Below are 24,182 nucleotides of genomic sequence, written 5' to 3'. Positions count from 1 at the left end.
GATGATCCACTGGAACAGTCTTGCCGAATTCCTGGCGATGGGCCGGCATGGCCCCTACGTCTGGGGATCGCTGCTGGTGATGGTGCTGCTGATGGTGGCGGAACCGATGCTGCTGCTGCGGGGTCGCAAGAGCCTGATCGCCCGCCTCAGAAGACAGTACCGGGCCGAAGCGGCGGAGCGCGGCCAAGCCAGCGCGACCAGCCAGCGGGGTACGGCAAACAGGAGCAACGATTGAAGCCTCGTCACAAACGCATCGCGCTCATTCTCGGTGGCCTCGCGATCCTCGCCGTCGCCGCAACCCTGGTGCTCAACGCCTTCCGCAGCAACCTCGTCTTCTTCTTCTCGCCGACCCAGGTCGCCGCCGGCGAGGCGCCGCAGGGCAAGAGCTTCCGCATCGGCGGCATGGTCAAGGAAGGCTCGCTGCAACGCCAGCCGGACGGCGTGACGCTGCGCTTCGTCGTCACCGATACCGAGAAGGACATGACCGTCGCCTACAAGGGAATCCTGCCCGACCTGTTCCAGGAGGGCAAGGGTGTCGTCGCGCAGGGCAAGCTCGCCGAAGACGGCGTCTTCACCGCCAGCGAGGTCCTTGCGAAGCACGACGAGAACTACATGCCGCCGGAAGCCGCCAAGGCGGTCGGCGATGCGCACCAGCGGGCGGCAGCGAACAGGGCGGCAGCCGAAGCCGCCGCCCGCACGACCAGGCAGTGACCCGGACGAGACGCCCATGATCCCGGAACTCGGCACCTTCGCCCTCATTCTCGCGCTGTGCGTCGCGCTGACGCAGGGAACGCTGCCGCTGCTCGGCGCCCACAGCGGACGGCAACCGTGGATTGCCCTTGCCCGCCCGGCGGCGATCGTCCAGGCGCTGCTGCTGGGGGCCGCCTTCGGCTGCCTGACCGCCGCCTTCGTGCAGAACGACTTCTCGGTGCTCTACGTCGCCCAGCACTCGAATAGCCTGCTGCCACTGCAGTATCGCATCGCCGCCGTCTGGGGTGGGCACGAGGGTTCCCTGCTCCTCTGGGTCCTGATGCTCGTGCTGTGGGCGCTGGCGGTCGCCCTGTTGTCGCGACAGCTGCCCGATCACATGGTGGCACGGGTACTCGGCGTCCTCGGACTGGTCAGCGCCGGCTTCCTGCTCTTCATCCTGCTCACCTCGAACCCCTTCGAGCGCCTGCTGCCGGGCGCCGAGGAGGGTCGCGACCTCAACCCGCTGCTGCAGGATCCCGGCCTGATCTTTCATCCGCCAATGCTCTACATGGGCTACGTCGGCTTCTCGGTGGCCTTTGCCTTCGCCATCGCGGCGCTGCTCTCCGGCCAGCTCGACGCCGCCTGGGCACGCTGGTCGCGACCGTGGACGACCGCCGCCTGGATCTTCCTGACGCTGGGAATCGCCCTCGGCTCGTGGTGGGCCTATTACGAACTCGGCTGGGGCGGCTGGTGGTTCTGGGATCCGGTCGAGAACGCGTCGTTCATGCCCTGGCTGGTCGGCACGGCCCTGGTGCATTCGCTGGCGGTGACCGAAAAGCGCGGCAGCTTCAAGAACTGGACGGTCCTCCTCGCCATTTCGGCGTTCTCCCTGTCGCTGCTCGGTACCTTCCTCGTCCGCTCCGGCGTCCTGACCTCGGTGCATGCCTTCGCCACCGACCCGCGGCGCGGCATCTTCATCCTCGCTTTCCTGGTCGCCGTCATCGGCAGCTCGCTGGCGCTGTTCGCCTGGCGCGCACCGAAGGTGGGCCTCGGTGGCCGCTTCGCCCTGCTTTCGCGCGAATCACTGCTGTTGACCAACAACGTGCTGCTCGTCGTCGCCTGCGCCTCGGTGCTGCTCGGCACGCTCTACCCACTCCTGATCGACGCCCTCGGCGCCGGCAAGCTCTCGGTCGGCCCGCCCTATTTCGATGCCGTCTTCGTGCCACTGATGCTGCCGGCGGTGTTCCTGATGGGCGTCGCACCCTTCGTCCGCTGGAAGCAGGCAGAACTCGGCGAGCTGGTGCGAACGCTGCGCTGGGCTTTCCTGACGGCGGCGCTGGTCGGGGCCGGAGCACCGTTCCTCGCCGGCGCATGGAAACCGCTGGTCGCGCTCAGCCTGCTGCTGGCGGCGTGGATCGCCTGCAGCACGCTGCTCAACATCTACCAGCGGGTGCAGGCGACGCGCGCCGGGCAGGCGCTGCTGCCAACGCTCGGCCGGCAGCCGCGCAGCTTCTACGGCATGCACCTGGCGCATCTCGGCATCGCCGTCTTCATCGTCGGCGTCGCCATGGTCGGCGGCTACCAGACCGAGAAGGACGTGCGCATGGACATCGGCGACACCGTCAGCGTCGGTGGCTACGTCTTCCGCTTCAACGGCGTCCGCCAGCAGCAGGGTGCGAACTACCGCGCGCTGGTCGGCGACGTCGATCTGATCCGCGACGGGCACACGCTGCGCAAGATGTACCCCGAGAAGCGTTTCTACGTCGCGTCTTCGATGCCGATGACCGAAGCGGCGATCGATACCGGCCTGCTGCGTGACGTGTACGTCTCGCTGGGTGAACCGATCGACAAGTCGCGACCGGAAGCGGCGTGGGCGGTGCGCGTCTACCACAAGCCATTCGTCGACTGGATCTGGGGTGGCTGCGTGCTGATGGCCATCGGCGGACTCGCCGCGATGAGTGATCGTCGCTACCGCATCAAGGCGCGCGCGCCCTCGGCACAGCCGGCATCGGCTGCCACGCCCGTGCCGCAGAACAGTTGAGGGATCGCGCATGAACCGGTTTCTCTGGCCGTTGATCGGCTTCGTCGTCCTCGTCGTCCTGCTCGCCGTCGGCCTCAACCTGAACCCGCGCGACGTGCCCTCGCCGCTCGTCGGCAAGCCGGCACCGGCGTTCTCGCTGGCGCGCCTGGATGCACCGGAGCAGCAGTTCTCGCCGCAGGAAATGCTTGGCAAGGCCTGGCTGCTCAACGTCTGGGCATCATGGTGCGTCTCCTGCCGGCAGGAGCACCCGCTCCTCGTCGACCTGGCGAAGCGCCAGACTGTGCCGCTGATCGGCCTCAACTACAAGGAAGTGCGCGGCGACGGAGCGATCGACAGCAGCAGGCTCGACGCCGCCGCCGAGAAGCGGATGGTCATCGAGCGCGCTGGCGGCTGGCTGGCCCGGCATGGCGATCCGTACACCCTTTCCGTGCTCGACATCGACGGCCGCGTCGGTATCGACTACGGCGTCTATGGCGTCCCCGAAACCTACGTCATCGACAAGGCCGGCATTATCCGCATGAAACACACCGGCCCGGTGACGCCGGACATCCTCGCCGGCAAGATCCTGCCGCTGCTCGCCGAGCTGAACCGATGAGCCGCTGGCTGCTCATCGTATTCCTGCTCCTCACCGCCATCGCCGGCAGCCGCCTGCAGGCCCGGGAGGCGGCACCGCTCGCCGCCGACGAGGCGACCGAGAAGCGCCTGGTGGCGATCTCCTCCGAGTTGCGCTGCCTCGTCTGCCAGAACGAGTCGCTGTCCGGATCGAACGCCGAACTGGCCAACGACCTGCGCCGCGAGATCCGCAGCCTGATCCGTGACGGCCGCAGCGACGCCGAGATCATGGAGTTCATGGTCAGCCGCTACGGCGATTTCGTCCGTTACCGGCCGCCCCTGAAGGGGACGACGCTGCTGCTCTGGTTTGGTCCCGGCCTGCTCTTCGTCGCTGCCCTGGGCGCGCTTCTGCTCCACCTGCGGCGGCGCGAGCGCGCACTCCGCAAGCAGCGCCCGCTGAACGCCGACGAGACGCGGCGTGCCGAGGCGCTGCTGCACGATCCGGACGCGCCGCCACGGCCATGACTTCTGCCGACCGGGCCGCAGGTGCCCAGCATCGCCTCATTCCACCGCCACCGGCCAGCTTCCAGTCTGCGGCCAGGGAAGACGCCGCATGACTCCCGCCCGCAGCGGTCCCGACTAGGACGAGCATGACTGCCTTCATCATCGTTGCGGCGCTGCTGCTCGCCGCCGCACTGGCCATCCTGCTGCTGCCGCTGTGGCGGTCGGCGCCACCGGCCGCCGGCGCCGACCGGCGCGAAACCCATCTGGCGATCTTCCGCGACCAGCTCGCCGAACTCGAACGCGAGCGGGACGAAGGCACGCTCGGCGCCGCCGAGGCGGCGCAGGCGCGCAGCGAGCTGCAGCGCCGCCTGCTCGACGAAGTGGAGACGCAGCCGGCCGCACCGCTCAGCCAAGGCGGTGGCCGGCGCACGGCGCTGTTCCTCCTCCTTGTCATCCCGCTGGCCGCTGCTGCCGGCTATGCGCTGCTCGGCAACCCGGGCGCTCTCGACCCTCTGCAACGACAGGCGCGCATCGCTCCCGAGCAGATCGACGCGATGATCGGCGGGCTGGTCGAAAGACTGAAGAAGAACCCGGAAGACGGCAAGGGCTGGGTCATGCTGGCGCGCTCGTACAAGGTCCTCGAGCGTTACCCCGAGGCGGCCGACGCCTACGCCCGTGCCGGCAGCGTCGTCGACCAGGATGCCGGCCTGCTCGCCGACTACGCGGAGGTGCTCAGCCAGGTGCATGGCGGCAGCCTGCAGGGCAAGGCGGGCGAACTGATCAAGCGGGCACTGGAGATCGACCCGAACGAAGCACAGGCGCTGCTGCTCGCCGGCGCGGCAGCCCGGGAACGGCAGGATTTCGCCGCTGCCGCCGACTACTGGTCACGCCTCCTGTCGCAGCTCGAACCCGGCAGCGACGAGGCAAAGACGGTCGCCGCGGCGATCGGCGAGGCACGAGACATCGCCGCCGCCCGAACCGCTGGCGGCACAACGGCGACGAAGGGCGGCCGCGGCTCCGGCCAGGTCGCCGGCGAGGTGGCGCTGAGCGGCAAGCTGGCCGGCCGCGCGCGGCCGGACGACGTCGTATTCGTCTTCGCCCGCGCCGAGGACGGGTCGCGCATGCCGCTGGCGGCGATGCGCGCGACGGTCGCCGACCTGCCACTCGACTTCCGTCTCGACGACTCGATGGCACTCGCCGGTGGCCGGAAGATCTCCGACTTCCCCAGCGTCAGCGTCGAAGCGCGGATCACCCGCGCCGGCGGCACCAGCACTTCGTCCGGCGACCTTTTCGGCCGCATCACCGGCGTCAAGCCGGGCAACCGCAAGCTGCGCCTGATCATCGACCAGGTGCAGCCGTGAGCGAACGCTCACCTGCCTGTCGGTCCGGCAAGGAGCAGCGGTGGCGGCGCACCGGCCGCACCGCCGGAGTCCGTCCCTGGCGGACCGAACGCGGCGGACCGACAAGGGCTGCCGTCAGTGGTCTTCCGCCCGCGCGCGTCGCCCGCTTCATGGCAGCCGATGCAGCGCACCATCGCCGCATTTGTTAGCACAGATCAAACCGCGGCCACCGGCCCATCCGCTAGACTTCGCGCAGCCTCGGCAAGCCGACCGACGGCCTGACAATGACAGGGAGGTAACAGCGTGACCGATGACAGCTCCGGGTTCTGGGCCCGCCTCAAACGCCCGAGTACGAAGTACTCGCTGCTGGCGCTGCTGTCGGTCGGCTTCGTTGCCGGCGTCTTCTTCTGGGGTGGCTTCAACACGGCGATGGAAGCCACCAACACGCTCGAGTTCTGCATCGGTTGTCACGAGATGAAGGACAACGTGTACCAAGAGTACAAGAAGACGATCCACTACAGCAACCGCACCGGCGTCCGCGCCTACTGCTCCGACTGCCACGTGCCGAAGGACTGGGGGCACAAGATGATGCGCAAGATCGCCGCCAGCAAGGAACTGTACGGCAAGGTCATGGGCACCATTTCGACGCCCGAGAAGTTCGACGCCAAGCGCCTCGAACTGGCGACCAACGAGTGGAACCGGATGAAGGCGAGCGACTCGCGCGAATGCCGCAACTGCCACTCATTCTCGGCGATGGACATCGAGAAACAGAAGGCGCGTGCTTCCAAGATGCACAAGATAGGTCAGGAAGACAAGAAGACCTGTATCGACTGCCACAAGGGAATCGCGCACTCGAAACCGAAGAACATGCCGGAAGAGGACGACGAGTAGCCCCCTTCGCCACAAACCCCTTTGCCCCAGGCGCGGCCATCGACGTTCGATCGACGTCGCGTGGCCGCTGACACGTACCAACCGCATCAACCCTTGAGTGGAGTCCGAAATGAAAAGAACGAGCGTTTCCCTGGCCCTCTTCGGCGCCCTGCTGGCTCTCGGTCCGCAGCTCGCACAGGCTGCTGCTCCCGACTGGAGCAAGGTTCCCAAGCGCGACATTCAAGTGTTCCACGCCGGCGTGACGCCGATCGAATGGATCATGAAGAAATCCGACCACAGCGGGCGGACCGGCCTCAACAAGGGCGAGAGCTGCGTCGGCTGCCATGAGGAAAAGGGCGGCCTCAACTTCGACATGAAGCGCCTTGCCGGCAAGGATCTCGAGCCCAAGGGCGCGCCGAAGACGATGAATTTCCCGGTCGCCGTGCAGACCGCCTACGACAAGGACAACCTCTACGTCCGTCTGACTTTCAAGGCGCCAGGTGGCGGCGTCGACCCGGCCGACAAGGAGAACGAGGTCAAGGCGACGGTCCTCTTCGCCAACGACAAGGTCACCCAGGGTGCGCAGGTCGGTTGCTGGGCCACCTGCCACAGCGACGCACGGACGATGCCTGGCGCCGACGACAAGAAGACCAAGTACACCAAGGACGGCGCCTACGAGCTGATGCAGTGGAAGAGCGCCAAGGGTGCCAAGGCGGCTGACGGATCGGTGACCGACAAGCGCAACATGGAGGGCGGCAGCGCCGGCGTCAAGGCCGAGGGCAGCAAGAGCGGTGACACCTACACCGTCACCTTCACCCGCAAGCTGAACGGCACCCTCGCCGAAGGCAAGGCGACGCCGATCGGCGTCGCCATCCACAGCGACCACGCGATCGGCCGCTTCCACCACGTGTCGATGGGTTACACGCTCGGCGTCGGCGCCGACGGCGACATCAAGGCCGCCAAGCAGTAAGCGCAGGGCGACTGGCCGGGAGCCTGCGGCGCGACGGGCAGAGCCTTGTGGCTCTGCCCGTTTCGTCTTTGCCCGGCCACGGCCGCCAGCCGGCGAAGCGGCAAGCGTACCGCGACCGGCCGGGTCGACACGACGGCGACCCGGGACCGCCGGCAGGGCGATTCAGGGCTGCTGCCGGCGCCGTCCGACCCAGCCAAACAGCCCCAGCCCGCCCGCCAGCAGCGCCGCGGTGGACGGCTCGGGAATCGCCGAGATCTCGAGCAGTGGCCGCAGCCCGGCGTCAGCCCACGCGGACGAGGCGTAGAGCGAGGCGAGCGGCTTGCCGGAAGCAGCGATGACGATATCGGGCTGGCGCAGCTCGACACCGAAGTTGCTCGCCGGGTCGGCGAGCCAGTCGCGAACCAGCGCCGTGACGTCGAAGGAGACCCACTGGTTCACGCCATCCTGCGTCACCGAACTCAGCGCCCCCGATACCGCCGGCTGCGTCTCCCAGGTGACGCCGGTCTCGCTCCAGTTCTCGGTGACGCGGTGCAGGTCGGTGCTGATCGGCTGCGCCGGTGTCGGATTGTCGAACGGCGGCAGACCGGGCAGCGCGAAGAGCCTGAGGCTGGCGCTGACGACCTGCCCGGCGGTGATTCCGACGCCGCTTGGATCGAAGCGCAGCAGCGAGCGCGTGTCATGCGCCCGGCTCTCGCCTTGCGCACCGATCAGCGGCACGGTGTTGCTGCTGCCCAGGAAGTTGCCGAAGGGCACCGCCGGCAGGGGCACCAGGCTGTTCAGCGTCTGGCTGTCGAGGTTGGTGACGCGCGCGGCGCTGGCGATGCCGAAGGCACCGGGAATCGCGAACTCGTAGACGAAGACATCCTGGCTGGTCGCTTCATCGGGCTGCAGCGTCAGGGTCGTTGCCGCCTGCGCCGGCTGTGCGAGCGCGGCGAGGAGTATGAGTGCGGCGATTGAGGTGGCTTTCGCCGGGACTGTGTGCGACATGGCTGGATCCTCCGTTTGGTCTGTAGGCCGGCGACGACGCCCCGTGCGTGGCCGCTGCACCGCTTGATACGCAGGCAGCCGGCGTCCGGATGCGGGCCGCCGCCTAAGCGAACGGGGACTGACCGTCCAGCGCGAAGCGACTGCATCACGCTGCGACGCTGCGCGGCGGATGAAAAAAACCGGCAGTTGTGGCACCATCACGCTCGCCCGGACTGATCCGGGCGGGAGTCTCCGGGTGCCGCCGAGCACGCATCGGCGGAGAATCGGGAAGGCGGTGCGAATCCGCCACGTGCCCAGCGCTGTGAGGAGGACGGGCGATGCATTGGCCACTGACGCGAGTCGGGAAGGCGCATCGGACGGGTGAATCCAAGTCAGAAGACCGGCCGGGAGACGAGCAGGTACTGCCCGGCCAGGCAGCGACAGTTCTTCCAGAAGGGGAATCGATGGAAAACCCGGGTGCGCCATTGGCGCATGCCTTCTCCGACGCCGACCGCGCAGCGGTGTACCAGGCGATCTACAGCCGCCGCGACGTGCGCGGCCAGTTTCTCCCCGACCCGGTCGCCGACGACGTCCTCGGCCGCGTGCTGCTGGCCGCTCACCACGCGCCGTCGGTCGGTTTCATGCAGCCGTGGAACTTCCTCGTCGTCCGCTCGCCTGCGGTCAAACAGCGCGTCCATGATGTCTTCTGCGCCGCCAACGCCGAAGCCGAGCGCCTCTTCCCCGACGACAAGCGCGCACTCTACAGCCGCATGAAGCTGCAGGGAATCCTCGAATCGCCGATCAACCTCTGCGTCACCTGCGACCGCTCGCGCAGCGGACCGGTCGTCCTCGGCCGCACGCACATGCTGAGCATGGACCTCTACAGCAGCGTCTGCGCGGTGCAGAACCTGTGGCTCGCCGCCCGTGCCGAAGGACTAGGAGTCGGCTGGGTGAGCATCTTCCACCAGCTGGCGCTGCAGGATGCACTGGCGATGCCGCACGCCATCGTGCCGATCGCCTACCTGTGCATCGGCTGGGTCAGCCACTTCAACGACCGGCCGGAGCTCGAGAAATCCGGCTGGCTGCCGCGCCTGCCGCTCGCCGACCTGCTCTACTACGAGCAATGGGGCGTCACCCGGACGCCGCCGGCGGAAGCGCTGACGGCAACCGTGAGCAGCCTGCAGGACGAACTGCAGCGGCTGCACGTGCAGCCGGCATGAGCCGCCAGCGTACCCGGCGGCAACGCCGCTGCCTGACCGCCATACTGAGCGCTGGCGGCGCGCATGCTTGAGCACGGCGGCCGCCTGTGCGCCGCGGCGGCGCACTACGGGATTCCGGCCGGCGAATGGCTCGACCTGTCCACCGGCATCAATCCCGACCCCTGGCCGGTGCCGCCACTGCCGGCGAGTGCCTGGCAGCGTCTGCCGGAAGACGACGACGGCCTCGAAGCCGCCGCCGCCAGCTTCTACGGCGGCCCCGGCCTGCTGCCGGTCGCCGGCTCGCAGGCGGCGATCCAGCTCCTGCCGGCACTGCTGCCGCGCGCTGCCGTCGCCTGCGTCGCACCGCTCTACGCCGAGCACCCGCACTGCTGGCAGAAAGCTGGCCACCACGTGCGACTGATCGAGGGCAGCCTGTCACGCGCACTCGCCGCCGCCACCCCCTACGTCCTGCTGTGCAATCCGAACAATCCGACCGCCAGCGCCCACACGCGCGCCGCCCTGCTGCACGCGGCCGACGAACTGCAGCGTCGCGGCGGCTGGCTGATCGTCGACGAGGCCTTCATCGACCCGACGCCCGCCGACAGCGTCGCCGATCTCGCCGGCACGCCAGCGGCGCCGCGGCTGATCGTCCTGCGCTCGCTCGGCAAGTTCTTCGGCCTCGCCGGCGCGCGCGTCGGCTTCGTCCTCGCCGCCCCGGAACTGCTGCAGCGAATGCGCGCCGAACTCGGCCCGTGGACGGTTTCCGGCCCGGCGAGGAGCGTCGCGCGCCAAGCACTCGCCGACCTCGACTGGCAACGGACCGCACGCCACCGCCTGCTCGCCGCCGGCGAGCGCCTGCACGCCCTGCTCGCCACGCACGGCGAAGTCCGCGGCACGGCGCTCTTCGCCACGCTGCGCCGCGCCGACGGCGCGCAGCTCCATGACCATCTGGCACGGCGCGGCATCCTGACACGTCTGTTCGCCGCGCACGGCCTGTTGCGCTTCGGACTGCCGGCCGGCGAGGACGACTGGCAGCGGCTGCGCGTCGCCCTGCAGTCGCTGCCGCAGCAGGCCGCCATGACCCAGCCGGGAGCAATGCATGCCGACGCATGAGGAGCGCATGCAGAAGAAGCAGGCGGTGGTGCACGCCCGCATCGAATCGGCACGGCAGGAGCGCGGCATCCTGCTGCTCAACACCGGCAACGGCAAGGGCAAGTCGAGCGCTGCCTTCGGCGTCCTCGCGCGCGCGCTCGGGCATGGCCTGCGCGCCGCCGTCGTCCAGTTCGTCAAGGGCCGTTCGGACACCGGTGAGGAAGCCTTCTTCCGCGGCCACGTCCGCGTTGCCTGGCACGTCGGCGGCGAGGGCTTCACCTGGGAGACGCAGGATCGCGAGCGCGACGCGCGCGCCGCCGCTGCCGCGTGGCAGGTCGCCCGCGGCCACCTCGCCGACCCGGCAATCGACCTCGTCATCCTCGACGAGCTGACCTACGCCTTCAAGTACGACTGGCTGCCGCTCGCCGAAGTGATCGCCGCGCTGCAGGCAAGGCCGCCGCTGCAGCACGCGATCGTCACCGGCCGCGGCGCGCCGCCGGCGCTGCGCGAGATCGCCGACACGGTGACCGAGATGAACATGGAGAAGCACGCTTTCCGCGCGGGAGTCCGGGCGATGCCGGGGGTGGAATACTAGCGCCCTGTCGGACTTGACCAAGTCGGTTGCAAGAAGGGGGAAGACGGCTCATTTCTCCGCGTATCTCTGCACGAAGAGAACAACCATTCGCTTGAAATCGGTGAAAAACTGCGCTCGCCTCTCACTCTTTTCGCTCCGACCGATCAAGTCCAACAGGCTGCCAGGGCTCTCCCCGGGCAAGGCTGCCTGAAGGGGCGCCGGCGCTCTCGCGCAGCATGGGAAAGGCGAAGCAGCCGCTCGGGTGTGCAGCCGAAGTCAACGGACGCCACATCACGGCGAGCGGCAGGCCGCCCGCCGCGCTGCGGCCGGTGACCGCTACCTGCGCCGCGCCCGGCGAGACCCGGACACCCGCCGACGCTGCCCGGCCAGGCAGCCACACAGTCAATCCAGCAGCGTGTTCGATGCCAAACCGCGGCGCTCCGGGCTGCGGTCCGTTGGCTACCTTGGCGAGCAGCCAGCGGTCAAGGTCGGCTTCCTCGCCATTGGGGCAGCGGCGGGAAATTCCGGGCCCCGCATCAGTCGTCCGTGCCGCCGAGACGCAGGACGACGGTTTCCGGCGGGCAGTTGAAGCGAATGGGCAGGATGCTGGTCCCGATGCCGGCCGTCACCCAGGTCGGTGCCGGTGCGTCGGGTATCCAGCCCCAGGCGTGGCGGCGAGGCGCTCGCCCCGGTGTGATCAGCGCGCCGATCAACGGCAGCCGGACCTGGCCGCCGTGGGTGTGGCAGGCAAAGGCAACCATCGTTTGTGGCGGCAAGGCGGCGGCGTTCGCCGGATCGTGCATGATCACGATCAGCCGGGCGTCGGCGGGTACGCCAGCGAAAGCCGCATCCGGGCGGGCGTGACCGGTCGTGTCGTCACCGATGCCGGCCAGCCACAGCCTGCCGCCGGCGCTGGCGAGCGGCAGCGCGCGGTTGTCGATGACCTGGATGCCGGCGGTTTCCAGTGTCTTGCGCACGCGCTCCCCGTCCAACCACCAGTCGTGGTTGCCAAGTGTGGCGAAGACGCCTAGGGGTGCCCGCAGCCGTGCGAGGACTCGGGCAACGTCTTCCGGCGCGACCGGTTGGCCACCGACGAAGCCCTGAATGACGAAGTCGCCGGGGAGCAGAATGAGGTCCGGGTGTGCGGCATTGAGCTGGTCGGCCACCCGCTGCAGCATCGGCAGCCCGGCGTGCGGGGCGCCGACATGGAAATCGGCAGCAACGGCAATGGTCAACGGCGGTCCATCCCAGGCCGGCGCAGCGAGCACCAGCTGCCGCTGTTGCAGCCAGCCCGGCTCGATACCGACGCTCCAGCCGGCGATCCCGAGCACGAGGGCAGCAAGGGCAAGCCGCGTGCGTTTCATCGCGCTACCGGCGGCGCCGATGAGCCCGGCGCCATTGGCGGACGCAAACCCTCGCCGGCACGTCTCCCGCTCAGCACGATGCCGGACGGCCTGCCGCAGCCGATAGCAAGCGGCCACGGCTTGGCCAGGGAACCGCAGTGTTGAAGTGCAGCCTCTGCAGCACGCGCGTCGCGCGCGCCCAGGCGCTGACGGATGTCGACGCGGAGTCCTGCGAACTCGCGACCGGCTTTGCGCAGCGCGGTCCTGCCGCACCGCCGCCGGTAAGATCGAAACGGCTGCGGCCGCCGACGTCACTGCTATCGTTGCTGATCGACAACCCGACGCAGACGATCGGCCGCTCGAACTGCATGACTAGACAGGGCTTCGCCGTTCCGGCAACGGAATCGGCGTTCAGGAAGGAGTGGTCGGGCATGTCGTTGAGCGGCTCGCCGGAGACGCCCGCCGCATTGCCGTAGGTGCCGCGCGGGTGGAAGAGGCCGCAGGCGGTGGCGCCGGGATCGATCTGGCCCATCCGGCTGCGCCAGTCGATCCGCTGCAAGCTGTCGCCAGGACCGCAGCGCACGCGGTTGTCACCCAGTTTCACCCAGTCCGTGAGCGCCCGCGCGTTGACGAAACCGCTTGCGAAGTCCTGACGAGCCGACGTGCCGCCGAGGGACAGGGAACCGACATCGGTCAGCAGACCGAAGGCATCGAACTGGGCAGCCTGATCCTCATCGATCCTGGCGGGGTTCGGATCGTAGCTCACATCGCCCCACGCAGCGTGTACCGACGGAAGGGACGCCGCCACTGCGACGAGGAACAAGACACACAACCGACGCAGCAACTGGCGCAGCTGGACGACCTCCAAGGCACGAGAACAACGGAGCAAGCGGGGGGGAACCCAGCCTTTCTGGCGACGATGACAGGCAGCACTGACGTGCAGTCTATGAACCGCGCCTGGTGTCGTCAACCTCGAAGCAGGCCATCGGCAACAAACGCCGTGACTGTTTTCCCGAGCCGCTCAAGGCGCAGACCGCGGTTGGCGGTGGTCAGAACGGGCCGCGGCGACGGCAAAGCCCTCTTCCCCGGCGACATGGCGGATCGGGCAAGGGCAACGCCAGGGAGGCCCGCGCAGCGAATCGCCAGCTGAACGCGCCCGACAACAGCAAGCGGTTCGAGCAGAAAACCGGAGCACAACACGCCATACGGAAAACGAGCAGGATCATGCCGATGCGTGGTCGACCCGCTCGGTAAGGACTCCCCATCGGCAGGCGGCGAAGGGCCATCGACTCGCCTGAAGACGCGCACGGCCTGCTCCGTCGCCTTGCCGCTGTTGCTCCTCGCCGCCCTCGCGCGCGCGGCAAGGGCACACGCTGCCGCGCCGGCTGCCTGCGAGCACAACAGCCGGCCGCATGTGGTGGCGCTCGTCGAGATCTGCACGTCGGAGGGCTGCAGCCGTTGCCCGCTGGCCGACCGCTGGCTGAGTGGACTGACGGCGCGCTACGGCCCTGACCGGATCGTCGCGTTGTCGCTGCATGCGGACCACCGGGACGACATCGGCTGGCTGGACCCGCTATGCGCGGCGCCAGTTCGCCGCGCGGCAGCGCGACCTCGGCCACTTCGCCACCAGTCCGGCGATCTACACCCCGGGCACGAAACGATCGCGGCAAGCGGTGGCGCCGCGGCACCCGGAAATCGACAATTCACCTTGCAATCCCTAAAACGGAGTGTAAACTGTCCGGGAAAGGAGTTACCGGATGAATGTTGCCTATGCCTACCCCGCCAGCCGCTTCGAACCTGCGGCTCTTGTCGATCTCAATTCGCGCGCCGAGCGCGAGCGTCTGTCGAAATCGGCGCTGCAGGGCTTCTTCAATCTGGCCGCTGCCTGGCGACTGCGCGACGAAGACGCGCGCGAGCTGCTCGGCGGCCTGTCGAGCAGTGCCTTCTACGAGTGGAAGAAGAACCCCGACCGGCTGCTCGAAGTCGATCGGATCACCCGCATCTCCTACCTGATCGGCATCTACAAGGCCCTGCACATTCTCTACGGCGACAAGCTGGCGGACGAGTGGGTCAGCCTGCCGAACAACAACCGGATTTTCGCCGGCCGCTCACCGCTCGCTTTCATGCTGGGCGGCGGTCTGCTGGCGATGCAGACCGTTCGCAAACTGCTCGAGGCGCGGCGCGGCGGCCTGTGAACCCGCCCGAGCCGCGCCTGTCGCGCCTGCGCCAAAGCGATACGGTACGGCTGATTCCTTCGCGCTTTGCCGAGCGCGAGGATTCGGTGCTGAGCGCAATCGCCGACAACCTCGACCACCTGCGCGACCTGTTCGAACTCGACAACGCCAGCAACGAACGACTGATCGGCGAGCGTGGCGGGCTGCCGGGAATCGGCGTCGACGAACTGGTTTTCGGCGTGCCGAACTTCCGCATCGTCAATGCCGCCTTCACCTACCCTCGCCCGGAAGGCAGCCGCTTCAACGACGGCGAGCGTGGCGCCTGGTATTGCGCCTTCGAACTGGCAACGGCACTCGCCGAGATCATCTTCCACAAGACCGTCGAGTACGAGGAAATCGGCCGCTTCGACGACAGCGTCGACTACCAGGAACTGCTCGCCGACTTCAGCGGCGAGTTCCACGACTTGCGCGACCCGCAGACCTTTGCCGCCTGCCTCGACCCCGGCAGCTATGTCGCCGCGCAGGGTCTCGCGGCACGCCTGCTCGACGCCGGCTCGCTGGGAATCATCTACCCCAGCGTGCGCCGCTCCGGCGGGACCAACCTCGCCTGCTTCCGGCCGGCGCTGGTCGGCAATCCTCGCCGCGCCGCATCGTTTCGCCTGACCTGGACGGGCAACTGGCAACCCCGGGTGGAGAGACTCGACCACCAGGAAACAGGAGGCTCGTGAAGCGATCGACGGGACAGCGCAACCCGGCCCCACCGCCATGACGACCGCTGCCGCGCCAGCATCCACTGGCGCAGCCGGATACGGGACGTCTCCACGTTTGGGGCGCGCGCACGACCGCGAACCATTTCCTTGCGATGTAAGCCAATCGACGATGAAACCCGTTCGTTCGCCTTGGGAATCAATAGGTCTGCACTCCTGGTCTCCTCAAGAGGCCAGAGGCAGACGCCGGCACTATGGCGAACCGGAAGTACGCTGGCCGACGAGGCGACGATGCAGCAGCAGCCCGCCGAGCACGACGAGACCGGCCAGCATCAGCAGCAGCGAGACGTGCACCGCCGCCTGGCTCGCCGCGTAGGCGACGCTCGACCACGCCAGCCAGGCGCACGCGGCGCAGAACACGATGGGCGTCAGCGGGTAGAGCGGCACGCGGAAGGGCCGCTCGATCCCGGGCTGGCGCCGGCGCAGCCGGAAGACGGCCATCCCGACCATGAACAGGAAGGCCCAGAAGACCGGCGCCGTGAACTCCACCATCGCCGCAAAGCCATCGGCCTGGAAGGTGCCGAAGACGACCAGTGCGAGGCTGATGGCCGCCTGCACGACATAGGCGTTCACCGGCGCACCCCGCCCGGCAGACCAGCGGCCCAGGCGGCGCAGCGGCGCCCAGTCGCGGCCGAGCGCGTAGTTGCCGCGGGCGCCGACGATCATCGTCGAATGGATGCTGGTCAGCGCGCCAAGCCCGACGAGCACGCCGAGCAGGCGCTCGCCCCAGGCGCCGAAATGCAGACCGAGCACCTCGGCACCGGCGGCCTTGCTGGCGGCAAGCCGGCTGAGGCCGAGCCCGTGCAGCAGTGCGAGATTGGCGAGCAGGTAGAGGGCGGTGATGAGGCTCAGGCTGATCATCAATACCGGGGCGACGGCGCGTGCGCCGCCGTGCATTTCGGCCGAGAGGTAGGCGGCCTCGTTCCAGCCGCCGAAGGTGAGCAGCACGAACACCATCGCCAGGCCGAGCATGCCGGCCGGCGGTGTGCTGGCGAACCAGGCCGGCGACGGACGCGACGTCAGTTCAGCCGCCGGTGCCGCGAAGCCGGCAACGACGACGGCCGCCAGCCCACCGACGAGCAGCAGCACCATCGCCGTCTGCAAGCGGGCGGCGAAGCTCAACCCGAGGATGTTGGCGGCGGTGAGCGCGATGATGATGGCAACCGCCCAGAGAGCCGAAGAATGCGCGCCGAGATCGACGACACGCGACATGTAGTCACCGAAGACGTAGGCGAGCAGGGCGATCGAGCCGGTGTTGATCACCATCGCCTTCGACCATGCGTAGAGGAAGGCGAAGCGCTTGCCCCAGGCGCGGCTGAGGAAGTGGTAGTCGCCGCCGGCATGTGGGTAGGCCGCACACAGTTCGGCATAGCACAGCGCGCCGGCGAGCGAGACGAGGGCGCCGGCCAGCCAGACGGCGATCAGCCAGCCGTGATCCTGCGTGATGCCGGCGACCATCGCCGGTGTCTTGAAGATGCCGGCACCGACGACGATGCCGACGACGATGGCCACCGCACCCGTCGTGCGCAGCAGGTGGCGGGGTTGCTCGCCGCGGGCAGGCATGGCCGACGCTTCAGCGGCGTTCGCCGCTCACCCGGCCGCTGGCCCGCGGGTGTTGCTGCTCGCCGGCGAGGTGCTGGCCATCGACGGCGACGGTGACGGTTGCCGGCGTGCCGTCCGGCCCGACGTAGTCGAACTGCAGCGTCGCCCCCTGTAGCCGGCCCGCGACGGCAACGCTCCGCTCGCCGAGCGCGAGGGTGCCGGACACCTGCTGGTAGGCCTGCTGCAACTGCAGGTGGGACGACGTGGCCTCGCCCGGCAGGCGCAGCGACCACTCGCCCGCCACCTGCGCCGGCACGATCCAGAAGAAGCCCTCCGCATTCTCGGTCGCGATCGTCGCATCGGGTTGCCAGTCGCCCATGTGGAAACTGTGCGAGACGATGCGCGTGCCCGGCTTCATCTGCAGCAGGAGAGGCCGCAGCCTGCGGTTGAGGACAGGTGTCAGGAACATCGTCACCACCGTCGCCTCGGAAAAGTCCTCGACGAAGAGGTCACCGGTGACGATCCTCACCCGCCCCTCGAGGCCGGCGCGTTTGACGTTGCGCCGCGCCAGCGCGGCGACCTCCGGCGAATGCTCGATGCCGACCGCGCGGGCGCCGAAGGCCCGTGCCGCGGCGATCGGAATCCGCCCCTCGCCAGCGCCGAGGTCGTAGACGATGTCCGTCGGCGTCACCCTGGCGGTCCGCAGCATCAGCATCACCATGGCGTCCGGCGTCGGCGCCCAGAAGACGTCCTTGCCGTCGTACCCGTGTTCGAGGCGGAACTGCTCGTCGCCGTAGTTTCTGGCGGAATGGACGGGGTGCGCCAGCCCAAGGATCAGGACGCTGCTGGCAAGGACGCGGAGGAACTGTGCAGGCATGTTCGGCAGGCGTATCGGATGCGGCAGGGGGCGAGTGATTCGCTGTGGAGTATAGCCGCAGGCGCCGGTGGTCCGCCTGCGCATCGATCAGCGACAGCGACCGGCTGCGCATCGGCGACGGGTGCCGGTCCGAGCGGGCGATTCCGCTGCACGATGCAGGCGCCACGATCGGCATGAACGCGTCAGCGAACGGGATGACGCCGGGCGAATTCCGCCAGCGCCGCACATCGCCGCCCAGCGGCCACTGTGCAAGGAACCACACACTGGCCAGACGGGTGGTCGGCGCCGGTCCGGAAAGCGGAACCCCGCCGCCGGAAGACGCTACAATCGGTCGCCATGAACGGTCTGCGCCGCGCCTTGCCGCTTTCCCTCACCCTTGCCACGCTGACGGCGAGCGCCGGCGAGGAGTGGCTGATGCCGGCAAGGGCCAGGCATCCCGCCCCGGCGCCAGCGGCAGCCATCGGCGGCGACGACTGGGCGCCGGAACTGGGGCGCCAGCTCGCCATCCTCCGCGCCCAGCCGGACAACGTCGAGGCGCGCCATGCTGCCTGGGTGGCCGCCATGCGCCTCGGCCTCTTCACGCAGGCCGCCGCGCTCGATGCACCTCTTTCCGAAGCCGATCGGCGGGCGATGGAGGGCGACATCATCGCCCTCGACATCCGCTACGGCATCGTCGACCGCAACACCCTGCGCGGACCGGAACGCTTCGTGCGCCTCGACATCGCGCTGACCGCAACCGACGCGCTCGCCGCAGAGTTCTTCGCCGGCAAGCTGCCGGACGCTGAAGACCGGCGCCGCCTGACCGACCGCCTCAGCGCGCTCGCCGCCCGCGGCCGCGCCGCCGATGCCGTCATGCTCTACGAAAGCCTGCTCGCCCGCGACATTCCGGTTCCCCTCTGGGCAGAACGCGACGTCGCCGGCAGCTACCTCGAACTGCGCCGGCCGCAGGAGGCGCTGATCCTCTACCAGCGGGTGGTCGCCGACAATGCGGACGATTTCGACGGCAACCTCGGGCTCTTCTACGCCCTGGTCGAGACCGAGCAGCTCGACGCCGCCACCGGGCACATCGACCGCTACGCCGCCCGCCTGCCCGAGCGTCGCCATCTCGACGGCCGCTACAACGGCGAGCGCCTGAGCGCCGACATCGCCGCCGACCGCGTGCGCATCTTCGCCGACCGCCTCGGCGAAGCGCAAACGCGCATCGATGCCCGCCATGCGACGATTCCCCACAACAGCGAAGCCCGCCAGTCATCGGCCAGCCTCGCGCTGGCCCGCGGCTGGCCGCACCAGGGTGGCGAGATGCTGCGCCGGACCATCGGTAGCGACCCGCTCAACCCGGCGCTGCACGCCGATCTTGCCGAGAACCTGCTCACCCTGCAGGACTGGCCCGCCGCCCGCGCCGCTCTCGACCATGCCAGCGAGCTCGACGCCGACAGCGGCGCCGTGCGGCGCGCCCGCCGCAGTCACGAGTTGTACGACAGTCACGAGCTCCACGTCGAAGCCGGCTATGGCGAGGGGCAGGACGTCAATTTCTTCGGCAGCCGCGACTGGGCGATCGACAGCTTCCTCTACAGCCGGCCGATCAACGACACCTGGCGGGTCTTCGCCCACAACTACTCGGCCAGCGCCGATTTCAACCGCGACAACCAGAGCTGGATCCGCACCGGCGCCGGCGCTGAATGGCGCCATCTCGGCTGGCGGGTGACCGGCGAGGTGAACGGCGGCAGCGGGGTCAGGACCGGCGTCACCGGCACCGTGCGCTGGAAGCCCGACGACCAGTGGACCTTCTACGGCGCCGCGGAGAGCGTGACCAACCAGATCCCGCTGCGCGCCGTCGCCGACGGCATCCACGCCAGCCGCGTCAGCCTCGGCGTCGACTGGCGCCAGCACGAAGCGCGCAGGCTCGGGCTGGGCGTGCATGCGAGCGATTTTTCCGACGGCAACCTGCGCCGCGGCGTCAACGCCCTGTGGTTCGAACGCTGGCTGAGCGGCCCGAAGTGGATGTTCGAGACGACGCTCGGCGCCGACGCCTCGCGCAACTCGCTCAATGCCCCCGTCAATTACTTCAACCCGAAAAGCGACCGTTCGCTGTGGTTGACCGGAGCCGTCGAGCACCTCACCTGGCGCAGCTACGACCACTCCTTCCGCCAGCGTCTCGCGCTGACCGGCGGCACCTACTGGCAGGAGTTCTACGGTTCCGGTGCCATCGAGGCCATCGAATACGGCCACCGCTGGGAGATCGACCGCGACCTCTCGCTGCGCTACGGCATCGGCCGCCTGCTGCGCCCCTACGACGGCGAGCGCGAAGGCCGCACTTTCGCCAATCTGGTCCTGCTATGGCGTTTCTGATCCGCAGCCTCCTCGGCGTCCTGCTGGCTCTCGCCGCCGCGCCGGCGCCAGCCGCCGACGCCCGCTTCATGGCGCTGAGCTACCACGAGGTCGTTGCCGACAACGAGCCGCTGACCCCGACCGCCGTCCGCGCCAGCGATCTGGCCCGGCAGTTCGCCTGGCTCAGGGCCAACGACTTCCATCCGGTCAGCGTCGACCAGATCCTCTCCGCCCGCGCCGGCGGCCCGCCACTGCCGCCCAACGCCATCCTGCTGACCTTCGACGACGGGTTCAAGGATGCCTACACGCGCGTCTTTCCGCTGCTCAAGCTGTTCAACTACCCCGCGGTCATCGCCCTGGTCGGCCATTGGATGGACGTCCGCGAAGGCCAGATGGTCGACTACGACGGCAAGCCGGTCGCGCGCAGCAAGTTCCTGAGCTGGCAGCAGGTTCGTGAAATGCAGGCCTCCGGGCTGGTCGAGGTCGCCTCGCATTCCTACGGCCTGCATCGCGGCATTCTCGCCAACCCGCAGGGCAATACGCAGCCGGCGACGACCACCCGCCTGTACGCCAACGGCCGTTACGAGGACGATGCCGCCTACCTCGCCCGCCTGCGCCATGATCTTCGCGACAGCATCAGCCAGCACACCGGCAAGGCGCCGCGGATCATCGTCTGGCCCTACGGGCGCAGCAACCAGGCCGCCCAGGAGGTCGCCGGCGAGCTCGGCATGCCGATCGGCCTGACGCTGGTCGACGGCTTCAACGATCCCGGCACGCCGAAGTCCACCTGGAAACGCCAGTTGATCGAGAACAGCCCTTCGCTGCAGGCCTTCGCCGAAATGCTGCGCGTCACCTGGGACGCCAACCCGGCACGCAGCGTCGGGGTCGACCCCGCCACCTGGCCAGTCGGCGAGGACGGCCTATCGCCGACCCTCGACCGCCTGCTGAGCTTGAGCCCGAACATCGCCTTCGTCAAACCGACCATCGAACGCGACGGCCGGGAAATGGCTCTGTTCCCGACCGGATTGCGTCCGCTCGCCGACGACCAGCTCAACCACATCGCCTGGCAGACCGAGCGCCGCGCCGGCGTGCCGGTCTTCATCGACCTGCCGGCCGCCTGGCTCGCCGAACCGGAACTGGTCGCCGACCTCGCGCGGCAGGTCAATTTTGCCGGCCTGCGCGTGCGCGCCGCGCCCGACAGCGCCGCCGCCGGGCGCCTCCGCGAGGCGGCCACACGCTGGGTCTGGCCGCTGCAGATCGCCTGGGCGCCGGCGCAGCCACCGACTGCCGCGCAGTGGGCGGCGCTGCGCCCCGGTGACCTGATGGTGCTGCCTGCCGGCACGGAGCACCTCGCAACCGTTCCCAAGGAAATGGCCCGGCAGGTCCTCTTCGAGTTCGACCCCTCGCTGCCGCCGGAAACCATCGCCCGCCAGATGCGGCAGCTCGAAGCCGCCGGCTTCCGCCAGTTCGGCGTCGGCGGCTTGCCGGAGAGCCTGATGGGGCCGATCTTCCCTTCCCTCTCGCTGCGCTGGCAGCCGCAACTGCCATGACCCCGCTGCCGGTCCTGCTCGGCGATTTCTGGAGCGCCATCCTCGCCTACGTCTTTTTCTACCCGGTGCTGATGTCGGTCGTCTGGATGATCGGCGGCATTGCGTTCTACCTGCGTTTCGAGCGCCGCCCGCACCGCATCGTCGACCAGCCGCCGCCGCGCGACGACTACCCGCTGATCGCCGTGCTCGTCCCCTGCTACAACGAGGAGGCAAATGTCGAGGAGACCGTCGAAGCCCTGATGGAGCTGCGCTACCCGAACTACGAAGTCATCGCCATCAACGACGGCAGCACGGACCGCACCGGCGAACTGCTCAACGCGCTGGCGGCACGCTTCGCGAAATTGCGCGTCATCCATCAGCTCGCCAACCAGGGCAAGGCGGTCGGCCTCAACACGGCCGCGTTGCTGACGGCCGCCGAAATCCTCGTCGGCATCGACGGCGATGCACGCCTCGACCCTTGCGCCCTGAACTGGCTGGTGCGCCATTTCGACGAGCCCGACGTCGCCGCCGTCACCGGCAACCCGCGCGTGCGCAACCGGTCGACCCTGCTTGGCCGCCTGCAGGTCGGCGAATTCTCGTCGATCGTCGGCCTGATCAAGCGCGCCCAGCGCTCGGTCGGCCTGATCTTCACCGTTGCCGGAGTGATCGCCGCCTTCCGCCGCAGCGCGCTGCACGAGGTCGGCTACTGGAGCCCGGAAAAGCTGACCGAGGATGTCGACATTTCCTGGAAGCTGCAAATGGCCGGCTGGGAGGTCCGCTTCGAGCCGCGCGCCCTGTGCTGGATCCTCATGCCGGAAACCCTGCGCGGGCTGTGGAAGCAGCGTCTGCGCTGGTCGATGGGCGGCACCCAGGTACTGCTCGACTACACGCCGCAACTTCTGTCACCGAAAAACGCCGCCATGTGGCCACTCTGCGTCGAGTACGGAATGAGCATCATGTGGGCCTACCTGTTCGCACTGCTCGCCACCTACCGCGTCATCGACCTGCTGGTCTACCGGATCGACCTGCAAAGCGCGCCGATCCTGCTGCTGGGGTGGGCCGGACTGCTGATCGCAACGACCTGCCTGCTGCAGATCATGCTGAGCCTGGTCCTCGACCGGCCCTACGACCGGGGCCTGCTGAAGAACTATTTCTGGATGATCTGGTATCCGATCATCTACTGGGCCATCACGGCTGCCACCTCGGTGGTGGCCGTGCCAAAGATCCTTTTTCGTGACGGCGAGAAACGCGCCCGATGGACGAGTCCCGACCGCGGCATCAAGCCCGACGCCTCCCGCTGATCATCGAGCGGCCCGACCTGGCGCACCCGCTGCGGCGGGTGTCGGCTGTCGTCATCACTGCGCTCGCCTGGCTTCTCTGGCTGGCCATGTGGATTCCTTTTCTTTTCGCCCTCGGCCGGCATTTCGGCTACGACCTTCCGGACATCCTCTTCCCGAGTCAGATCAGCCTCGCCACGTTTCTCTCGCTGGTGCAGGTGATGCCCTACGTCGCCGGCGTCACCGTTCTCGTGTTTCTCGTCGGCGCGCTGCGCGAAAGACTGAAGGCGCGCATCGGCACGGCCGACGACCGCTGGCGGCCCCTTGGCATCGACCGCCTCGCCACCGGCGCCGCCCTCGACCCGGAGAAGCTTGCCGCATGGCAAAAGGCGCAGATTCTCTACGTCGAACACGGCCCTCGCGGCCGCGTCACCAACGCCAGGGGATGAGAAGTCGCGCGATCCGGACGAGAGTCCATCAGCCGGGAGCAGTTCGTTCGGCACCATCCCGCGCGGCGACGACCAGCTGCCGGCGCGTCATCCAAGCGCGGTCAAAGCCATGTGCGAGCATCCCGGGACAGGCCTGTCTGCCGGTACGGCCACGGCCGCCGTCACCCCCCGTGAAAACGCCCGCAAATGACCCGCTCCCCGGGGGCGGCGTCCGCAACAGCCGGATTCCTCTCCTGTCCCTGCCTCAGCGCGCGGTCAGCGCTGCCCAAGAAGCGTCGGGGTCGAAGCGTGTCATCGCGCCAGCTATGGCGGCGGTATCGGGACCCAGGTACTTCTGGTAAACGACGCCGTCCTGGTTGACGATGAAGGTCATCAGGCCCGTCTCGTTGTAGCGGGCCGGCCAGCCGACCAGTGCGAAACCCTCCGTCATGCGCCCGTCTTTGACATAGCTGCGCGCACCGCCCGGCGCCGCCTTGCCCTGTGCCTTGAGAATCCTGAACCGGTAGCCGCGGTAGCCGTCCTTCAGGTCCCTTGTCTCGAGGAGCGGACCCACCGGGCTTTCCGGCTCGCCCTCTGCCGTCGGCCAGTAGAGACCATCCCGCTTGCCCGGGGAACTCACGATTTTTTGGGCAAACTCGCGGATGCCGTCACCGTTGCGGTCTTGCTCGGCATATTCCTCCTGCGCCTGCACGTAGGCGCGCATGGTTTCTATCGCCGCCAGTTCATTGCGGCCGATGCGGCGAACGCGCACTTCGGCCTTGCCGGCCTGGGTGTCGAAAACCCAGCCCTGACTGGTGTGTACCAAGGGGATCGGCAGGGTCCAGCCAGTGCTGAGTTCGAGGCGAGCCACCTTGCCGCCATCGTCCAGGATGCGATGACCCTGCGCCCAAGCGGCGAGAAAGGCCAGACGATCGTCAAGGGAGACGCTGTCAAGCGGCACCAGCTTTTCCGATTGGATGCCAAGAATGGACCGCACCTCGGCCCCGTCGTTGCGCGCCACGCCATCCACCAGCGCAGTCACCGCCTGTTCCGGCGAGGCGAACGTCCTTTGCACACCGCCGGCCGCCACCTGCCCCGACAGCGCCAACGCACACAGCA

The 24,182-nt window shown here is 68.6% G+C and carries 23 protein-coding genes, 1 pseudogene and 1 riboswitch; of the genes and pseudogenes, 18 read left to right on the top strand and 6 right to left on the bottom strand.

Features of this window, described 5'->3' with window-relative positions:
• Position 1 precedes the first annotated feature (1 nt).
• From ccmD to V5B60_RS10615, 8 genes are all read left to right on the top strand, one after another.
• On the top strand, positions 2–235 hold the full coding sequence (ccmD, locus tag V5B60_RS10650; protein ID WP_332346979.1) for a heme exporter protein CcmD: 234 nt from the start codon (positions 2–4) through the stop codon (positions 233–235).
• The gene (gene ccmE, locus V5B60_RS10645) at positions 232–711 is read left to right on the top strand and encodes a cytochrome c maturation protein CcmE (RefSeq protein WP_332346978.1); all 480 of its coding nucleotides are present in this window, start codon (positions 232–234) and stop codon (positions 709–711) included. The genes ccmD and ccmE overlap by 4 nt, the downstream gene beginning before the upstream one ends.
• A gap of 16 nt (positions 712–727) precedes the next feature.
• Positions 728–2,731 carry a heme lyase CcmF/NrfE family subunit gene (locus V5B60_RS10640; protein WP_332346977.1) on the top strand — a complete coding sequence of 668 codons (2,004 nt, stop codon included), beginning with the start codon at positions 728–730 and terminating at the stop codon, positions 2,729–2,731.
• Between the two features lie 10 nt (positions 2,732–2,741).
• Positions 2,742–3,326, top strand: coding sequence for a DsbE family thiol:disulfide interchange protein (locus V5B60_RS10635; protein WP_332346976.1), 585 nt, complete (start codon positions 2,742–2,744; stop codon positions 3,324–3,326).
• On the top strand, positions 3,323–3,808 hold the full coding sequence (locus V5B60_RS10630; RefSeq protein WP_332346975.1) for a cytochrome c-type biogenesis protein: 486 nt from the start codon (positions 3,323–3,325) through the stop codon (positions 3,806–3,808). The genes V5B60_RS10635 and V5B60_RS10630 overlap by 4 nt, the downstream gene beginning before the upstream one ends.
• A 125-nt stretch (positions 3,809–3,933) precedes the next feature.
• Positions 3,934–5,148, top strand: coding sequence for a c-type cytochrome biogenesis protein CcmI (gene ccmI, locus V5B60_RS10625; protein WP_332346974.1), 1,215 nt, complete (start codon positions 3,934–3,936; stop codon positions 5,146–5,148).
• A 282-nt stretch (positions 5,149–5,430) separates the two neighbouring features.
• The gene (locus V5B60_RS10620) at positions 5,431–6,018 is read left to right on the top strand and encodes a NapC/NirT family cytochrome c (protein ID WP_332346973.1); all 588 of its coding nucleotides are present in this window, start codon (positions 5,431–5,433) and stop codon (positions 6,016–6,018) included.
• Positions 6,019–6,127: 109 nt separating this feature from the next.
• On the top strand, positions 6,128–6,967 hold the full coding sequence (locus V5B60_RS10615; RefSeq protein ID WP_332346972.1) for an ethylbenzene dehydrogenase-related protein: 840 nt from the start codon (positions 6,128–6,130) through the stop codon (positions 6,965–6,967).
• A 162-nt stretch (positions 6,968–7,129) separates the two neighbouring features.
• Here the strand turns inward: V5B60_RS10615 and V5B60_RS10610 are convergent, their stop codons facing one another.
• Positions 7,130–7,954, bottom strand: coding sequence for a DNRLRE domain-containing protein (locus V5B60_RS10610; RefSeq protein ID WP_332346971.1), 825 nt, complete (start codon positions 7,952–7,954; stop codon positions 7,130–7,132).
• A 216-nt stretch (positions 7,955–8,170) separates the two neighbouring features.
• A riboswitch (cobalamin riboswitch) is annotated at positions 8,171–8,356 on the top strand.
• Between the two features lie 41 nt (positions 8,357–8,397).
• Between V5B60_RS10610 and bluB the strand changes: the two genes are divergently transcribed.
• The 3 genes from bluB (at position 8,398) to cobO (ending at position 10,819) form a co-directional block, all read left to right on the top strand.
• Positions 8,398–9,153: a 5,6-dimethylbenzimidazole synthase gene (bluB, locus tag V5B60_RS10605; protein ID WP_332346970.1), complete on the top strand. Its 756-nt coding sequence runs from the start codon at positions 8,398–8,400 to the stop codon at positions 9,151–9,153.
• Between the two features lie 63 nt (positions 9,154–9,216).
• The gene (gene cobD / locus V5B60_RS10600; protein WP_332346969.1) at positions 9,217–10,245 is read left to right on the top strand and encodes a threonine-phosphate decarboxylase CobD; all 1,029 of its coding nucleotides are present in this window, start codon (positions 9,217–9,219) and stop codon (positions 10,243–10,245) included.
• Positions 10,232–10,819, top strand: a complete 588-nt coding sequence (gene cobO, locus V5B60_RS10595) for a cob(I)yrinic acid a,c-diamide adenosyltransferase (protein WP_332346968.1) — start codon at positions 10,232–10,234, stop codon at positions 10,817–10,819. The genes cobD and cobO overlap by 14 nt, the downstream gene beginning before the upstream one ends.
• Before the next feature lie 515 nt (positions 10,820–11,334).
• On the opposite strand, the gene V5B60_RS10590 is transcribed toward cobO, so the two are convergent.
• Together V5B60_RS10590 and V5B60_RS10585 are read right to left on the bottom strand one after the other, a co-directional pair.
• Positions 11,335–12,162, bottom strand: coding sequence for a metallophosphoesterase (locus tag V5B60_RS10590; protein WP_332346967.1), 828 nt, complete (start codon positions 12,160–12,162; stop codon positions 11,335–11,337).
• Between the two features lie 70 nt (positions 12,163–12,232).
• Complete coding sequence (locus V5B60_RS10585; protein WP_332346966.1) at positions 12,233–12,907, bottom strand: hypothetical protein; 675 nt, start codon at positions 12,905–12,907, stop codon at positions 12,233–12,235.
• 468 nt (positions 12,908–13,375) lie between these two features.
• On the opposite strand from V5B60_RS10585, the pseudogene V5B60_RS22210 reads away from it, so the two are divergent.
• From V5B60_RS22210 to V5B60_RS10575, 3 genes and pseudogenes are all read left to right on the top strand, one after another.
• Positions 13,376–13,708, top strand: a pseudogene (locus tag V5B60_RS22210) (DUF1223 domain-containing protein); the annotation flags it as partial.
• A 190-nt stretch (positions 13,709–13,898) separates the two neighbouring features.
• The gene (locus V5B60_RS10580) at positions 13,899–14,336 is read left to right on the top strand and encodes an antitoxin Xre-like helix-turn-helix domain-containing protein (protein ID WP_332346965.1); all 438 of its coding nucleotides are present in this window, start codon (positions 13,899–13,901) and stop codon (positions 14,334–14,336) included.
• Positions 14,333–15,043, top strand: a complete 711-nt coding sequence (locus V5B60_RS10575) for an RES family NAD+ phosphorylase (RefSeq protein ID WP_332346964.1) — start codon at positions 14,333–14,335, stop codon at positions 15,041–15,043. Before V5B60_RS10580 ends, V5B60_RS10575 begins: the two co-directional genes overlap by 4 nt.
• A 231-nt stretch (positions 15,044–15,274) precedes the next feature.
• Here the strand turns inward: V5B60_RS10575 and V5B60_RS10570 are convergent, their stop codons facing one another.
• Positions 15,275–16,645 (bottom strand): APC family permease, encoded by a 1,371-nt coding sequence (locus V5B60_RS10570; RefSeq protein WP_332346963.1) that lies wholly within the window; start codon positions 16,643–16,645, stop codon positions 15,275–15,277.
• A gap of 10 nt (positions 16,646–16,655) precedes the next feature.
• Positions 16,656–17,501: a methyltransferase domain-containing protein gene (locus V5B60_RS10565; RefSeq protein ID WP_332346962.1), complete on the bottom strand. Its 846-nt coding sequence runs from the start codon at positions 17,499–17,501 to the stop codon at positions 16,656–16,658.
• Positions 17,502–17,837: 336 nt separating this feature from the next.
• Here V5B60_RS10565 and pgaA point away from each other — a divergent pair, with 336 nt between their 5' ends.
• From pgaA to pgaD, 4 genes are read left to right on the top strand one after another with little or no spacing between them, the layout of a single operon-like run.
• Entirely contained in the window at positions 17,838–19,850 is a 2,013-nt protein-coding gene (gene pgaA / locus V5B60_RS10560) for a poly-beta-1,6 N-acetyl-D-glucosamine export porin PgaA (RefSeq protein ID WP_332346961.1), read from the top strand.
• A complete protein-coding gene (gene pgaB / locus V5B60_RS10555; protein ID WP_332346960.1) occupies positions 19,838–21,379 on the top strand; it encodes a poly-beta-1,6-N-acetyl-D-glucosamine N-deacetylase PgaB in 1,542 nt (513 codons plus the stop codon). The genes pgaA and pgaB overlap by 13 nt, the downstream gene beginning before the upstream one ends.
• Positions 21,376–22,659 (top strand): poly-beta-1,6-N-acetyl-D-glucosamine synthase, encoded by a 1,284-nt coding sequence (gene pgaC, locus V5B60_RS10550; protein ID WP_332346959.1) that lies wholly within the window; start codon positions 21,376–21,378, stop codon positions 22,657–22,659. Before pgaB ends, pgaC begins: the two co-directional genes overlap by 4 nt.
• Positions 22,614–23,084 carry a poly-beta-1,6-N-acetyl-D-glucosamine biosynthesis protein PgaD gene (gene pgaD, locus V5B60_RS10545; protein WP_332346958.1) on the top strand — a complete coding sequence of 157 codons (471 nt, stop codon included), beginning with the start codon at positions 22,614–22,616 and terminating at the stop codon, positions 23,082–23,084. Before pgaC ends, pgaD begins: the two co-directional genes overlap by 46 nt.
• Positions 23,085–23,328: 244 nt before the next feature.
• Here the strand turns inward: pgaD and V5B60_RS10540 are convergent, their stop codons facing one another.
• Positions 23,329–24,171, bottom strand: a complete 843-nt coding sequence (locus V5B60_RS10540; protein WP_332346957.1) for a DUF2950 domain-containing protein — start codon at positions 24,169–24,171, stop codon at positions 23,329–23,331.
• Positions 24,172–24,182: the final 11 nt, after the last annotated feature.

The organism is Accumulibacter sp. (assembly GCF_036625195.1).
Taxonomy (GTDB): domain Bacteria; phylum Pseudomonadota; class Gammaproteobacteria; order Burkholderiales; family Rhodocyclaceae; genus Accumulibacter.
This window is presented reverse-complemented; position numbering and strand designations above follow the sequence as displayed.